The 14,582-nt window shown below is 38.4% G+C and carries 16 protein-coding genes; 13 read left to right on the top strand and 3 right to left on the bottom strand.

Annotated elements, in window-relative coordinates:
* Positions 1 to 32 precede the first annotated feature (32 nt).
* On the top strand, positions 33 to 881 hold the full coding sequence (locus LEP1GSC203_RS07170) for a class I SAM-dependent methyltransferase (protein ID WP_002973314.1): 849 nt from the start codon (positions 33 to 35) through the stop codon (positions 879 to 881).
* Positions 882 to 1,101: 220 nt separating this feature from the next.
* Here LEP1GSC203_RS07170 and LEP1GSC203_RS07165 read toward each other — a convergent pair whose 3' ends face one another.
* Positions 1,102 to 1,431 (bottom strand): hypothetical protein, encoded by a 330-nt coding sequence (locus LEP1GSC203_RS07165; RefSeq protein ID WP_002973379.1) that lies wholly within the window; start codon positions 1,429 to 1,431, stop codon positions 1,102 to 1,104.
* Positions 1,432 to 1,700: 269 nt separating this feature from the next.
* On the opposite strand from LEP1GSC203_RS07165, the gene LEP1GSC203_RS07160 reads away from it, so the two are divergent.
* The 7 genes from LEP1GSC203_RS07160 to LEP1GSC203_RS07130 all read left to right on the top strand — a co-directional run bounded on the left by LEP1GSC203_RS07160 (position 1,701) and on the right by LEP1GSC203_RS07130 (position 9,751).
* The gene (locus tag LEP1GSC203_RS07160; protein ID WP_002973276.1) at positions 1,701 to 3,041 is read left to right on the top strand and encodes an adenylate/guanylate cyclase domain-containing protein; all 1,341 of its coding nucleotides are present in this window, start codon (positions 1,701 to 1,703) and stop codon (positions 3,039 to 3,041) included.
* A 96-nt stretch (positions 3,042 to 3,137) separates the two neighbouring features.
* A complete protein-coding gene (locus tag LEP1GSC203_RS07155; RefSeq protein WP_002973405.1) occupies positions 3,138 to 3,773 on the top strand; it encodes a hypothetical protein in 636 nt (211 codons plus the stop codon).
* Between the two features lie 66 nt (positions 3,774 to 3,839).
* A complete protein-coding gene (gene mreC / locus LEP1GSC203_RS07150; protein WP_039937470.1) occupies positions 3,840 to 5,015 on the top strand; it encodes a rod shape-determining protein MreC in 1,176 nt (391 codons plus the stop codon).
* Positions 5,012 to 5,527: a rod shape-determining protein MreD gene (gene mreD / locus LEP1GSC203_RS07145; RefSeq protein WP_002973337.1), complete on the top strand. Its 516-nt coding sequence runs from the start codon at positions 5,012 to 5,014 to the stop codon at positions 5,525 to 5,527. The genes mreC and mreD overlap by 4 nt, the downstream gene beginning before the upstream one ends.
* Positions 5,524 to 7,461, top strand: coding sequence for a penicillin-binding protein 2 (mrdA, locus tag LEP1GSC203_RS07140; protein WP_002973463.1), 1,938 nt, complete (start codon positions 5,524 to 5,526; stop codon positions 7,459 to 7,461). The genes mreD and mrdA overlap by 4 nt, the downstream gene beginning before the upstream one ends.
* Positions 7,461 to 8,975 (top strand): rod shape-determining protein RodA, encoded by a 1,515-nt coding sequence (rodA, locus tag LEP1GSC203_RS07135; RefSeq protein ID WP_002973239.1) that lies wholly within the window; start codon positions 7,461 to 7,463, stop codon positions 8,973 to 8,975. The genes mrdA and rodA overlap by 1 nt, the downstream gene beginning before the upstream one ends.
* An 8-nt stretch (positions 8,976 to 8,983) precedes the next feature.
* Positions 8,984 to 9,751 (top strand): hypothetical protein, encoded by a 768-nt coding sequence (locus tag LEP1GSC203_RS07130; protein ID WP_002973305.1) that lies wholly within the window; start codon positions 8,984 to 8,986, stop codon positions 9,749 to 9,751.
* On the opposite strand, the gene LEP1GSC203_RS07125 is transcribed toward LEP1GSC203_RS07130, so the two are convergent.
* Positions 9,737 to 10,669 (bottom strand): bifunctional riboflavin kinase/FAD synthetase, encoded by a 933-nt coding sequence (locus LEP1GSC203_RS07125; RefSeq protein ID WP_039937468.1) that lies wholly within the window; start codon positions 10,667 to 10,669, stop codon positions 9,737 to 9,739. The two genes, LEP1GSC203_RS07130 and LEP1GSC203_RS07125, sit on opposite strands and share 15 nt — an antisense overlap.
* Before the next feature lie 36 nt (positions 10,670 to 10,705).
* Between LEP1GSC203_RS07125 and LEP1GSC203_RS07120 the strand changes: the two genes are divergently transcribed.
* Entirely contained in the window at positions 10,706 to 11,275 is a 570-nt protein-coding gene (locus LEP1GSC203_RS07120) for an LIC10729 family protein (protein ID WP_232225822.1), read from the top strand.
* On the opposite strand, the gene LEP1GSC203_RS07115 is transcribed toward LEP1GSC203_RS07120, so the two are convergent.
* Positions 11,276 to 11,620 carry an STAS domain-containing protein gene (locus LEP1GSC203_RS07115; protein WP_002973307.1) on the bottom strand — a complete coding sequence of 115 codons (345 nt, stop codon included), beginning with the start codon at positions 11,618 to 11,620 and terminating at the stop codon, positions 11,276 to 11,278. It lies immediately after the preceding gene.
* Positions 11,621 to 11,738: 118 nt separating this feature from the next.
* Here LEP1GSC203_RS07115 and LEP1GSC203_RS07110 point away from each other — a divergent pair, with 118 nt between their 5' ends.
* Genes LEP1GSC203_RS07110 through LEP1GSC203_RS07095 form a run of 4 tightly spaced genes read left to right on the top strand, consistent with a single transcriptional unit; the run spans position 11,739 to position 14,570 of the window.
* Entirely contained in the window at positions 11,739 to 12,458 is a 720-nt protein-coding gene (locus tag LEP1GSC203_RS07110) for an LIC_12936 family protein (RefSeq protein WP_002973510.1), read from the top strand.
* Positions 12,459 to 12,473: 15 nt separating this feature from the next.
* A complete protein-coding gene (locus LEP1GSC203_RS07105; RefSeq protein WP_002973532.1) occupies positions 12,474 to 13,184 on the top strand; it encodes a J domain-containing protein in 711 nt (236 codons plus the stop codon).
* Between the two features lie 11 nt (positions 13,185 to 13,195).
* On the top strand, positions 13,196 to 14,212 hold the full coding sequence (locus LEP1GSC203_RS07100) for a type I phosphomannose isomerase catalytic subunit (protein WP_002973310.1): 1,017 nt from the start codon (positions 13,196 to 13,198) through the stop codon (positions 14,210 to 14,212).
* A gap of 55 nt (positions 14,213 to 14,267) precedes the next feature.
* The gene (locus LEP1GSC203_RS07095) at positions 14,268 to 14,570 is read left to right on the top strand and encodes a hypothetical protein (protein WP_002973260.1); all 303 of its coding nucleotides are present in this window, start codon (positions 14,268 to 14,270) and stop codon (positions 14,568 to 14,570) included.
* The last annotated feature ends 12 nt before the right edge of the window (positions 14,571 to 14,582 follow it).

Below are 14,582 nucleotides of genomic sequence, written 5' to 3'. Positions count from 1 at the left end.
CCTCACATGGATTCGCTGACAACGATTTCATCGTGAAAGTGACCGCGCTTTTCGCTCCAATCTTTCCTGCGGAAAGGATTTCCGCTGCAATCGCTGGCGCGGGAATTTGGAAGGTGATTCTTGGAAACACTCTTACCAAGTACCAATATGATGTAATTAAAATTTTCAGACTTATTTACCTAATGAATCCAATTAAAAAACAATCCAACAAATATAGTTTACAAACATTTGTTTGCTTTTTTGTTTTTTCATTCTGTTTCCTTTTAACTTGTGATCAAAATAGTTCACCTGAGCAAGTTGCCTTTGAAAAGGTATATGATGAAAAAAAATGGGGTGATGGTTCAGGTATTGGCTCCTGGCCGGAAAATGCAGGCCCCTATCTAAAACTTTTACAAGAATCCTTGAACGATCCAAAGTATACAACGATTGTAGATCTTGGATGTGGTGATTGGAAACTAATGGAAACCTTGAGTATTCCAGAAGAAAAAAAATATGTGGGTTATGATCTTGTCACGGATCTCATTGCACAAAACACAAAAAAATATTCTAAAAAAAACGTTAAATTCTTGGTGATAAAACAGTTAAGTGACATTCGGAATGTGTCAGCAGACCTATTGATCGTGAAAGACGTATTACACCATTGGCCTATCGCCCATATAAACTATTTTCTGAAAGAAATTTTACCGAACTATCGGTATGCGCTGATCACGAATGATTATAATTTTTTCGCTTCCAATCAGGATATTGCCTTTGCAGAGTTTCGTCCGATCAATTTACAAAAAGAACCATTCTTACCCGTGATTGGCCTTCGGGTGCTTTTTGATTATCCTTCCCATGGAATCATCAAACGTGTCTACTTGTATCAAAATCCCGCATTTTAGTGTCTAGAAAGGATACCGCACACCGTTAGGTTTTAGGTTCAAACTATTTTGAGAGATTCCATTTAGTATGAAGTTTTGTTTGTGTTACGATGCGGTAAGAAATTTTTTCCGAAGCCCGTTCAGTTTACGTCCGCTAACAAAGCTTCCGGTAGAATCTGTCGTTTCTTGCTTTTAGAAAATTTAAGACAATACAATTCTGCTTCCTGAAAACTACCTTCGCCTAAATATAAGATAATACGATTTTTGAATGATACTTTTTTGCATTCTCCCGCATGGAATCAAGTCCACCAAAAATATCCGCCAGGACCAGCTCCTCAATCAAAAGGATCCTTAAGCCTGATCGATTGCATTTATTTTCTGAATGAAGAAAATCAGGTGCGTCTGCTTCTTTGATTACTTTTATCTCAAATGGATTTGTGCAATTGAAATAAATAAAGAGTGGGAGGAATGAATCATCCCTAACGACTGAATTTAGGCCAATTTCTGAAATTCCAAGTTCTTTTGCAGCTTGTGAAAGTTTCATCCCGTTGGCACCGTCTGCTACTACCATTGATTTCACTTAGGATTGTTTGCTGGGTCATATGCATGGCAGAGTTTCATTAGATTATGATTGATGTTTGTTTGTTTGTTTTGCATTCGAGATGCAAGCAAAACAAAAATCTCCCTACCTGAAATTAATAAAAATTACAGTAGCTTTGTAATTTTTAACTAGCAAGGAAAACAAACGATAGAGTTCTATTCTAATTGGAAACTGAATCTCGTTTGGCGAAAATTCCTACATCTTAATATTCGTAAATCCATTGCAAAAGGTCTGTCCCAATGTTTGATCTCTCTTTTTTAGAACCGGAAAGGAAAACGTTAAAAATCAAAAAGGCAGGTGATACCATATTAGAAACCGCCTTAGCCAATCACTTCCCCCTTTATCATTTATGTGGAGGAAATGCACGATGCACCACTTGCCGCGTTTTTGTTACGCATGGATTGTCCTCACTGAGTGAAAGAAATGATAGGGAAAAAACAATCGCGGATCGCAAAGGTTGGCCAAAGGAAATTCGTTTGTCCTGCCAAACTGAAATTTTTGGGAATGTCGATGTGCAAAGGATCATTCGTGACGAAGAAGATCTTAAAACGGTAACTTCCGAAACAAAAAGTTCGAAGACGGGCGAAGAGTGTTATGCGGCCATTTTATTTTTAGACATCAAAGGATTTACTTCTTTTACAGAATCAAGTCTTGCCTATGACGTTGTGTTTGTTCTCAATCGATTTTTCCAAGAGATGAGTGAACCAATTCTCAACAATGGTGGATTTATCGATAAGTTCATTGGAGATGGAATCCTTGCCTATTTCTTTTTGGACAAAACAAAATTACAATCCTCAGAACTCAGTTTGGAAGAGGCAAAAAAACAAATGTTTGTCCAAGCATTACGTGCTTGTTTTCGGATGTTTGACCAACTTCAAAAATTTAATTCCTATGTAAAAGAACGATTCCACCATGAGTTTGAGATTCGATTGGGATTACATGCAGGACAAGTCATCTATGGTGACATCGGTCACTCCGATCACAAATCACAAACAGTCCTCGGAGATACTGTAAACGTTGCCTCCCGATTGGAAGCATTGAATAAAAAAACGGGAACAAGATTTTTGATCTCTGACGAAATCTATAAGTACATCTCCGACAAAATTCAAATCGACAAAAAAATTCTAACCAGACTGAGAGGGAAAACGGATAAGATGGCCGCTTACTCCGTGTTAGGGTTTAAAGAAAAAGATACCATATTAGAATTACAAAGATCCTTAGAATTGGCATTGCATCTAAATCCAAATTTAGCTCGGGATTTTTACGTCCACTTTCTCGAAACAAAACCAGAGTTCCAAAAATTTTTCCAAAATACGGATATGGAAACCCAAGCGAAAAAGTTACTTGCCATGTTCGGAAGAACGATCGAAAGATTTGGAAATTTGAATCAAATCCATAATGAACTTAAAAATTTAGGAAAAATGCATGAAGAGATGGGAATCAAAGTTACGGATTTAGCAGAAATTGCACCAAGCCTTCTCTATGCTTTAGAAAAAAGTTTAGGCGAAAGATTCCAAACGGAATGGAAACCCATTTGGGAAGAAGCCCTTGGATCCTTGGTTCGGCTGATGAGCTTTTAACTCTCGAATTCCGACAGAAATCATAAATAAAATTATGACTAGAGAGACTACTTTATTCAATGATTAATTCTCATTTCTCTATACGTCTAATTACCAATGTTTCCAGAAAGACCTGTATGGATTTGGGAGGGCAACCAAGAGTTTGTACTTTTAAAACTTTTCCTTCTACTTCTTTTCTTTTATCTTTCTTTTCGCCTTTCCGCTTACATCACCCGAAGGATCGAGCTTGTCCGAATGCATAGCAAACGATTGGATCGTTTGGCTTTTCGAGCGGGTTGCACCTTAGAAGAACGTAATCTTCTGCAGTTATTTTACAATCAACTCGACAGTCGCCATCGTGTGGTCCTTGCCCACAACCATGCCAAAGAATACCTCCGCCAACATTTGCTTACTTATGTATCCTCCTTGGACAAGGCGGACTTTCCTTCCTTTCTCACTCTCATCTCTAAATTTTTAGGAACCGCCAATGATCCAAGGCCACTTTTCCACCTCCGAGAATTTGCCATCGTCCAAATGGGTCCAAAAACCTATTTCGCACAAGTGGTAGATCCTGGGGCCGGGGAAGTTCGCTTAAAGTTGGGTCTTACAAAGGAGACCATCCCCTCTTTGGATCAGGTTCGGGTGACTGCCTTTCGCAGTCAGAAGGGATTACAAACCATTCGTGGTGGGGCAAGAATGGCCTCCCCCTCTTCATTTTATTTCCTACCCGAGATTACGAACCGCAAAGATTGAAAAATTAACCAAATTGGATTCGCGCTTGAAATTTTATTTCCAATAAAATTAATGTGACATAAGTCCATGAAGTGGAATCGCATCAATCAAAATGACGAATTGTTTTCCCTACTCTTCGTATTCCTGTTTTCCTTTACTTCCCTAATTTGGAACGGCAACTTCATGGTGAGAGGGATTGCCAGCTTTCAGGGTGTTGGCGACTTTTTTTCTGGGTCCTTTGATTCCTTTGGATCCCTAATCAAAAGTAGCTATAACAAACTTGAGTCGTTCGAACGTGTCCGAGAAGAGCGTGATTCTTGTTTGAACGTGATGGAAGAATACCGCCAACTTTCCAAAGATGTGGAAAGGTTGAAAGCCGAGAACGCCATCCTCAGGCAAGAATTGAACTTCCCCCTTCATATCGATTATCCTACGGTTCGTGCTGAAGTATTGAGTGTTCGTTTGAATGCCATCTACCGCACTATCATCATTAATAAAGGTTCCGAAGAAGGAATTAAACCTTACATGCCCGTTGTGGCTCGGGCCTTAGATGAAAAAGGGAAATTTACAGAAGCACTTGTGGGTAAAATCATCGCTGTTTCCAAAGGATCTGCGGTCATCCAACCTATTATCAATTCCAACTTTTCTATGGGAGTTTCTATTCCAGGAACCAACCTTTGGGCTTCCCTCAATGGAAATAGTGGCCGCGGAACTGATGTTTTGTTAGATTATATTGATGCCGGAATTGTGATTGATCCTAAAGCCATCGGAAATTTTCCAATGGGACCAAATCCACCACCAACTTCAGCAAGTACCATGTTTACCGAAGGGTTTAGTAAAATTGGAAAAGCAGTGTTTAGTTCTGGTGGATCAGGTGTTTTTCCTTCGGGAATTCCTGTCGGAACGATCATCGAAGAAGGTCCAAGAAATGGATCTTTTAAAACTGCCATTTTACGCCCGTTTGTTGAATTTGATAAACTGTTACATGTTATAGTTTTGAAGAAACAACCTGAAAAGTGGCGTGAAGAGTGGCCGGCTGAAAAAACAATTCAAATTGACGGCCCTTATTTTGGCGAAATCGATTTTCCAAAAGAAAAAGATTATAATAAAAAAGATAAAGATAAAAGGCAAGGGAACTTTCCTTATACCTTTGGAACACCTCAATACACAAAACCATCTTTGAATACAAATACACAAGACTCATCACCACCAGTCCCATCTTCTCCTTCCACGCCAGATGCTCCTAAGGAGGTAACACCATGATTTTAGATAAACTTTTTATCGTTATCGGATTGTTACTCTCCCACTTCTTAAATGGATCCAATCTATTTGAGTTAGGGAATGCAGTTCGGCCAGACTTTATGGTCATCTTTGTTGTCTTTTTTGCGTTAAGAAAAGGTCCTCTCTATGGACTATGGTTAGGATTTTTTGGAGGCCTTCTCACCGATACAGCACTTGGTGGTGAAATTGGCGGAGACAATATTGTTTATTACAAAATTGGACTTCATTCCTTTTCTTATGCCATCATAGGATATATCGTAGGAAAGGTAATGCGATCTTCTTATACAGAAAATTATATCTCCATTACCATCTACATCCTTGGATTTACATTGGTTTCAAGAATCATCACGTATCTTTTATTTTTGATGTTCTTTCACTCCAACCATAGTTATTCCTTTTTGTATGTTTCTTTATATAATGCATTCATTGGTCCTGCGTTGTTCTTTTTATTCTCATGGGCCTTCCGATTAGATGCTGATGAGGTGAGGCAATGAGCCAGTCGGCGTCTGAGTTTCGTCTAGAAACAAGTTTTCGTAAACGTCTGTATTTTTTTACAGGAATGGTTGTTTTTACTTTAACAGCCTATATCCTACAGTTGTTCAATCTACAGATTGTACAAGGAAGTGAAAACTCATTAAAAGCAGAACGTTTTGTCCGCAGAAGTGAGTCCATTCCTGCTGACCGTGGAAATATTTTTGATCGCAATTTTCTCACTCCAGAAACAAGCCAACCTCTTGTTTCGAACTCTGCCTCTCTTGATGTGATTCTGAATACAAGTTTACTCAAAAATGATCCAAGAAAGGTGAAAGATTTTATTTACAAATTTTGTGAAGCCCTCTCGATTCCAATCGTTTATTACGAAAAAGAACTCCAAGACTCACGAATGATTAAAAAAATACGTTCGAGAGAACCTTTTGTACTTTTAGAAGGAATCTCACGTGAACAACAAGAACGTATTCTTGTACTTGATAATATCAATAAATATGTATATTTAGTTTCTTCACCAGCACGCGTTTACCATATGGGACCGGCACTTTCGCATGTGACAGGTTATGTGGGAAAACCCACAACTAGCGACTTACAAGAAAAAGAAATCAAAACCTACCAACTCATCGGGAAAGGTGGAATTGAATCTCTTTATGACACAACTCTTCGTGGACAAGATGGGTTTCGAATTCAAAAAAGAAACACAGAAGGAAATATAGAAGAAGAACGTGTGATTGAACACTCGGTTCCTGGAAACAATTTAGTTTTAACCATTGACCGGGATATGCAAATAGCCGCCTATCGTGCGCTAAAAGGTGTTAGGGGAACGGTCCTTGCTATCAAAGCAACCACAGGCGAAGTATTGGCTATGGCATCCAATCCTTCCTATGACCCGAATATCCTATCTGGCAAAAACAAATTAGATCGCTCCAATCACTTTACGCGTGTTACTAACAATGGTGGTTTTTTAAATTTAGCGATTCAATCTAGGTTTCCTCCAGCATCCACTTTCAAAACTCTAGTGGGTCTTGCTGCCATGGAGAGTGAACATAAAATCAATTTTGATCCTAAACAAACATTTTCTTGTCCGGCAAGTTTCACATTGAAGTCAACTTTCAAAGGTGTACCGGACCAAGTTTTTTATAACTGGGATAAAAAGAATCATGGGGATCTTAACCTAGCCCAAGCATTAGAAAAATCGAATTCTGTTTACTTTTACCAATTAGGATATAAGTTAGGGGCAGAACCAATTCTCGCCTATTCTCGGTTATTTGGTTTAGATAAAAAAACAGGTATTGATCTTCCGGGAGAAGCAACAGGTTTCATACCAAGTTCCGATTGGAAAAAAAGAACTTATGGGAACAAATGGTTTGATGGAGATACAGTAAACCTTTCCATTGGCCAAGGATTTATTTCAACCACTCCCATTGAGATGGCATTATTTTATATGGCCGTTGTCAACAATGGTAAAATTTACAAACCTTATATTGTTTCAGAAATAAGAAGCCCTCTTGACAACTCTCTCATACAGAAAACGGAACCAACAATTCTCCGAGACATTCCACTCAAACGATCTACCGTAGAAGCTCTCAAAGAAGGATTGTATTTAGTGGGATATTCAGGAACAGCCTCTGGCGTTCTCAACTCACCTACTCTTCCTGAAATTGCAGGTAAAACGGGAACCGCACAAACTAGACGCAGAGGAGCATCTTCGTCAAACCACGCTTGGTTTATTGGATATGCACCTGTGAACGCACCACCCGAAAAACAGATATTAGTTGCTGCTTTCGTTGAATTTGGTGTAGGAGGTGCAGCATCCGCTGCTCCTGCAGCTCGTGAAGTATTTAAAGCTGCTTTCCCACCAGGATCATTCCCAAGAACTGATAGATCGCGTGCGAAAACCATGGAAGAAGAAGCACCAGTAGAACAAGAGGCATTTTAATGGCTGATCGCAATACAGAAAAACTCGATTTTTTTCTCATATTCTCCGTAGTCCTCGTGGCAATGGCAGGAGTACTAACTTTATACACTCAAGAAGCCAATACTGCTGATGGACTAGGTCGCTGGTACAAACAATTTACATTTGTTTTTGTTGGCCTTATTTCGATGTGGTTTATGTCTAGAATCAACTATCAGTTGATAGGTTCTTATGCACTATTTATTTATATCTTTTCTATTGTTTTACTCATACTCACTCTAATTCCTGGAATTGGATACTTACCTTCGGGACGTGGAGCACGTTCTTGGCTAAAACTAGGACCAATCACTCTCCAAGCATCAGAGTTTTCTAAATTGGCTACAGTAATTCTACTTGGCCAGTATTTAGTATTAAAAGAAAAAGAAATGCACAAAATAACAGTGCTTATCATTCCATTTATCATCTGTTTGGTTCCTATGCTTTTCATTATCTTACAACCGGATTTTGGAACTGCAGTTTCATTTTTACCAATGTTATTCACCATGTTGTATTTAGGTGGTGCTGATATTTTGCATATTGGATCCCTACTCACATTTGGTGGAATTTCTCTCATGGTTCCCATGTATCTTGCTTACTCTCAATTAACTTTAGTTCAACCACTCATTGATTTACTTCGCAAAGATAACAAAACTGAACTTGTATCAATAGTAAACCAACTCCAAGGTAAAATTTGGCTAATCCTGGATGGTAAAAAAGTTTCCGGTCTGACCTTACCTGGCATTGAAAATCCAAAAAATCTACAAATGATTAGAGAAGCTGCTGACATAGTAAAAGATGAATATGCGAGTTTGGGTTTTAAAATTTTATCCAATGAAGCATTTATGTTTGGTCTCGGTGGAACATTGGCACTCATTAGTTTGGTGATGATTTTTATCCGCATTGCCCGTGGTTCTAAAAATCTCAGAAACTATTATATCACAATTGGAATATTGGGACTTTCCATTCTCTCGGCAATTGCCGTTCACAAATCCATTCCTTTCCGTGAAAACCAAGTCATTCGTCTTACAGCCTTCCTAAATCCTGATCAATTCAAACAAGGTGCTGGTTACCAACTTCGAGCATCGAAACCAGCAGTTGGTTCTGGAAAGGTTTTTGGAAAAGGACTCTTTCATGGAGAAATGACAGAAGGGCGAATCCCCCATGTTCCCGAATCGGGAACAGACTTTATCTTTGCTTCTTGGGCAGAACAAACTGGTTTTTTTGGAAGTGTGTTACTTCTTTTCTTTTTAATGTCAATACCACTGCGAGGACTACAAATTAGTTTTGAAAGTAAAGACAGGTTTGGATCCCTACTTGCAGCAGGAATTGTAGCAATGATATTTTTCCATATTGCTATTAATGTGGGAATTGTCATTGGACTGCTTCCTGTAACAGGCGTTCCACTTACATTTATGAGTTACGGTGGATCCCATTTAGTAATGGCAATGACTGCTGTTGGAATTATCCTTTCGATTAAAAAACGTAAGTTTGCAAACTAAAAATCGACATGAAACCAACCAAAAAAGAATTGGGGGCAGAAGAGTTCTTTCAGACCAAAGTCAAGTTAGAAAATGATTTGATTCGTCTGGAAGAACTAGATAGAGAATCAAAAGAACGGATCGAAAACATAATTGAATTATCAGAGCAACTGATTAAAATTTCAGAAACAAATGAATCACCTTACTTTTTACAAAGAAGTAAACGCCTAAATACTGAAATTCATAAGTTCAAAATCAAAAATGAATACAAACAAAAAGAGTTCGATACTCTTTTCCATATCTTAGAAAAAATCAAATCAGAGGATAAAATTGAGTTTTTAGATTCTGCCTTAAAAAACAGAATTACTCGCATTGCGAATCGTCTTACAGAAAAAAAACCAAACACATCTCCCACATCACAAAAACTGAGCGGTAAGTTGGTTTTTATATGTTATGTGTTAGAAGGTGTGAATTTTTTAATTCCTAAAAAAAGTTACCGAATCCTAAGGAACATTCCTGCATTCAAAAAACAATTACGAATCAAAGATAAGTTAGTTCCCTTGTTTCCTGGGCCAGGATTTGTATTGATGGAAGAAGGTGAGAAAAAAGAAAAAAATGTACTACTAATGAAAGACAATTCCAAAAAAGACCACGGATTTTATTTTGATGAACTAAAAGAAGATTGGGCGATTTCCAAAATATCTTTGGATGGATTATTAGAAAAAGATTCTACAAACGGACAAATTATAGGAAAAATCAAAAGAAAAGGGAAATTATACCATTTAGTCAAAATTTAAAATGTGAATGCTCTCTTCTTTATCTTTTGTTAGTTGGTTTTTCAGCTCATCCAAACCGCTAAACTTTTTTTCATCACGAATTTTGTGAACAATTTCCAACTCGATTTCTTTTCCATATAAATCTCCGTCAAAATCAAAAACATTCACTTCCACATGAAGTCCTAATCCATCAAAGGTTGGATTGTGTCCGATGTTTACCATTCCTTTGTGGTCTTTGCCACCAAACTTTGCAAAACAAGCGTAAACACCTATAGCTGGTAAAAGTTTATCCTCGGGTACTTTAATATTTGCAGTAGGAAATCCAATGGTACGTCCTCTTTTTGCTCCTTCAAAAACTAAGCCAGTGATATGGTAATTTCTACCTAAAAGAATTTTTGCTTCTTCCATTTCTCCTTTTTCCAAAAATCCACGAATTAAAGAAGAAGAGATTTTACTTTCCTTTTTTAATACGGCTTCCTTTAATTCTACCGCATAACCATAGGTAGTTTTATTGGAATTTAGAAGATTAAAGTCACCGCGACGTTCTGCTCCGAAAAAATGATTATAACCTATAACAATATGTTTTGAATTTAAAGTTTTAATCATAATTTTCTCTAAAAAATCTTCAGCAGACATTTTAGAAAGTTCTAATGTAAAATCTAAAACTACTAAGTAGTCGATTCCAAACCCACGAATGAGTTCTTCTTTTTCTCTTTCGGAAGATAGGTATTTGAAATTTGGTTTTTTGCCAAGAACCACTGAAGGGTTTGGGTAGTATGTCACAACAACAGAAGGAAGATCCAATTCCTTTGCTTTTTCGACAGTTCGCAAAAGTAGAGTCTGGTGGCCCACGTGGATTCCATCAAAATTACCGAGTGTCAAGGATGAGCCGGTTTGAAACTCGTTTTGGATCGATTCTAAAGAGCGAATAATTTTCAAAGGGGGACTTGTCTCGTAATCCGATACTTGTACTAGGTGCTTCCATTGAAACTACGAATCCTTCTCCTAACGGCAATCTTTTTATCATGCTTTGTTTCGGTGATCGCAAAAGACACGACCATTCCTAAACAGGAATTTGGCTTGGAAGAAGGATTACTGCCAGAGGACATTTCCACATTCCCAGAACTGAAAACTTGGGCGATTTACCAATCCTATGAATTGGAACCAGATGCGTCACACCTCGGCCTCCAAGACTATATTTGCCGAATGGTACCTGAAACAGGGCTTCAGTTTCTTTTAGAAAAAACCATAATCTCCAAATCGACTGTTTACCTTTATCTGGACCTAACTCGTTACCGCCCCTTGAAAGGTTCCAAATTCAAACCGAGAAAATTGAACATTCTTGTGAATGGAAGGCCCAAACTTTCAGTGTATACAGACAAAAACCAAAGTTTCTCCAATCCGGTAGAAATCCCTCTCGAACCGTCAGAATACCCTGATGGCAAGATTTATGTCGACCTTGTGCCAAGTAACAACTCGCTCGGTCGATTTTGGGGAGTTTGGGATGCTTTTGTATTAGAAAATCGATTAGATGCGAAAGATTGATTATACTGCGTATTTTTCGCGGTATTCGTCTTCGCCAATGGTTTGGAAGTAACTTGTAAGTCCGGCCACTTTGAAAACTTTCTCAATCGCTGGTTTCATATTGGCAATGGAGAACTTTCCCTTAAGTTCTTGGACATAATTCAGCTGTTTGATGAGCATTCCAATTCCAGAGGAGTCAATGTAGTTGAGTTTCTCTAAATTGATGATGACATGCAGATTTTCTGTGGGTTGGCTAGGAACATTGGTTTCCAGGAAGTTTTTAAAATCCAGGGAAGTGTAAATGTCTAAACTTCCAGAAATGCTGATCACATAGGCATCGGCATTTTTTTTTAGATTTATTTCCATGGGAGACCTACCGCTAGAGTCGGGTTTTTACGTTTTTTATCAACCTTATTTTTAACAAATTAATGATTTCATTTCAAAAGTCGAAAATATATATAGAGTCTACTACCTGGGAGTTCGTATGCGTATCTCGTTTGTCCTAATTTTATCCTTTCTACTCACCGTTGGCCTTTTTGCCGCCGACGAAAAAAATGAACCTGTCAGCCAAGCAGATTCTAAAAAGTTAAATCCGGATGGAAGCATTGCTCTTATCCCTTATAACGCAAAACAACAACAGAAGATCGAACGAATTGGTAAAGAAGTAGATGATTACCATGCAGTGATCAACGAAAAGGTTAAATTCCTAAGTTACGAAAAGAAAATCAAAGATAGTCGTTATGGCCAAGTGACCAATGCAAGGGAAATCCACCTTCCATTTGAACCACGTTATGTCATGCACAGTCGTTTTGTCATGAAATTGAAAGGTGGTGGCGGAGCGGAAGGTGGCGGATTCTCTTTAGATGAAATCTCCTTTTGGTCCAGAAAATCACTCACTGAAAAAGGCAAAGACCCTGTCACAACTTACCGTGAATTAAAAAATAATACATCGGGTGGAGTGAAAGGACTGACTCTTTCTGTTCGCACAGTAACCAATGCAGATGATAACACATTGAGTTTTGAGTTAGAAAAAATCCAAAGCCCATGGGAAAGACTCCGTTTAGCAGCAGCATACCGAGACAGACTCCGCGAAGTGGCAAGAACCATTGACAGATACATCCAAGCGAAAGGAAGTTTAGAAACTCGCATGGTTTCTGAATCCGTTATGGAAGTTTCTGTCAGCGGGGATTTCCAAGAACCATAATTAGGCGCGGGTGGAATGAGTTTTACCATACCACCGAGCCAACCCACAAACCTTTACGAAGTCCTAGAGATTCCCTTTGGTGCCACGACGGAAGAGATTAAAACGTCCTTCCGTCATCTGGTAAAACAATTCCATCCAGACAATCCCATCACCGGTTCCTATTCTAAATTCCAAAGTCTATATTTTGCATACCAAACCCTAACCGGGGAAGGGCGAAAATCTTATGATGAAGAATTCAAAAGAAATTATGCACGTGAATTTTTAAAACGTAAACTAGAAGAACATCCTGTAGTATTACCAGTATCACGCGTTAGGTTCACCACTGGAATTCTAGAACTCGCCAAACGTGGGCTAATGAGGAAAGGTTTTCGCAACAAAGACAGAAGAAAGGTTACGGGAATCGATTATGATTTGATTATTGATCTGAAAGAATCAGAAATCATACGACCAGTGATCGCAGTCATCCCGCTTACGGTAAGATTAGTTTGTATCGATTGTATGGGTGGTGACCCTCACTGCACCGCTTGCAGTGGCCGAGGTAGTTACAAAGGTTACAGAAATCTAAAAGTAGAATTCCCTAGGTCTGCCCTCATTCACGGAAAGGTTTTTGAGTTTGATCTATCCAAATTCCGACCTGATTCCTTTACCCATTTTAAGAAAAAATACCTACGGGTGAAATTGTTGGTCCATAAAAATATCCCTTTACGAGTGAAGAGTGCTGTCTAAAAAGGAAATCGATGGAAAAGATTCCCAAAGTTTTATTTTTAACCCCCCTCTATAAGGAAAAAATTTGGGGAGGTAGAAAACTCGAAACATCTCTCGGTCGCCAAATTCCAGAAGGCTCCATTGGAGAATCTTGGGAAGTTTCTGTTTATGGATCCGATGTATCCCCTATCAAAAATCCAGAATTTTACAATCTTCCCTTAACAGAAATTATACGAAAATCTCCTGAGGAAGTTTTAGGCAAACCATTCTCAGAATCAGGATTACCTTTGCTCGTTAAGGTAATTGATGCCAAAGAAAAACTTTCCGTACAAGTTCATCCCGATGATGAATACGCTCTTAAGTATGACCCTAAATCCAATGGCAAAAAAGAATGTTGGTACGTTTTGTACGCAGACCCAGGGGCTGAACTCGTTGTTGGTTTCGATTACAACACAAACCGAGAAGAATACGAAACTCTTGTAAAACAAAACCTCGGTGAAAACATACTTAGGAAATGGAAGGTAAAATCTGGTGATGTTTTTTTATTAAATCCAGGTACAATCCACGCGATAGGTGGAGGAGTTTTACTTTTAGAAGTACAACAATCTTCTGATTCAACCTATAGAGTTTACGATTATGGTCGATTGAGTGATGATGGAAATCCAAGAGAACTCCACCTAGAAAAAGCACTTGCAGTTCTAAATTTTCAAAAATCAGATGGCTCGGAAAAGAAAACTAAGGAACTGATCACCTACCATCCTTTCCCAAGATATCTTTTCACATCAAATGATAAGTTCCGATTAGAATCTTGGGAATTTTACCAAGCTCAGAATTTCAACTTCTCTCAGTTAGGTGACCCAGTAACCTTTGGAATTTTTTATACAATTTCTGGTTCTATATATTTTCCCGAATTACAAAAGTCTGTTGGCCCTAACGAAACATTTATGATTACTGCTACCGGATTTGCCGAAACCATTTCTGCCTTTGCGGAAACTGGGACAAAACTTGCTTTTATGTCTGCGGGCTCCGATTCTGTAAAATATCAATAACCTCCCCTATTGACATTCCCATAGAATCGGTATAATGGAGACCAGAGAGGATTCTATGAAAAAATTAATTACCCTATTACTCGTGTTAGCATCTACATCCGTATTTGCTTTGTCTGAATTGGAAAACTTGATGATAAAAGAGGCAAATTCGCCAGAAAGTAAACAAGCAGCACGCTCTTACTTAAACGCTATTGCAAAAGAGAAAGAAGCGAGCGCAAAAAGACACGAAAAAATGGCGGGAAACAAAGGGGGAAAGGCAATCTCCGAAGCAAAATTTAAAGAACATTGCCTAAGCTTAGCGAAAGAATTCCGAACAGAAGCAGAAGAATACAAAAAAGCTGCAGAAGAATTGAAATAAATTTCCGGCCTT

The sequence above is a fragment of the Leptospira terpstrae serovar Hualin str. LT 11-33 = ATCC 700639 genome (assembly GCF_000332495.1).
GTDB classification, from domain to species: Bacteria; Spirochaetota; Leptospiria; order Leptospirales; family Leptospiraceae; genus Leptospira_A; species Leptospira_A terpstrae.
The sequence above is the reverse complement of the archived record's forward strand: the minus strand, read 5'-3'. Positions and strand labels throughout refer to the sequence as shown.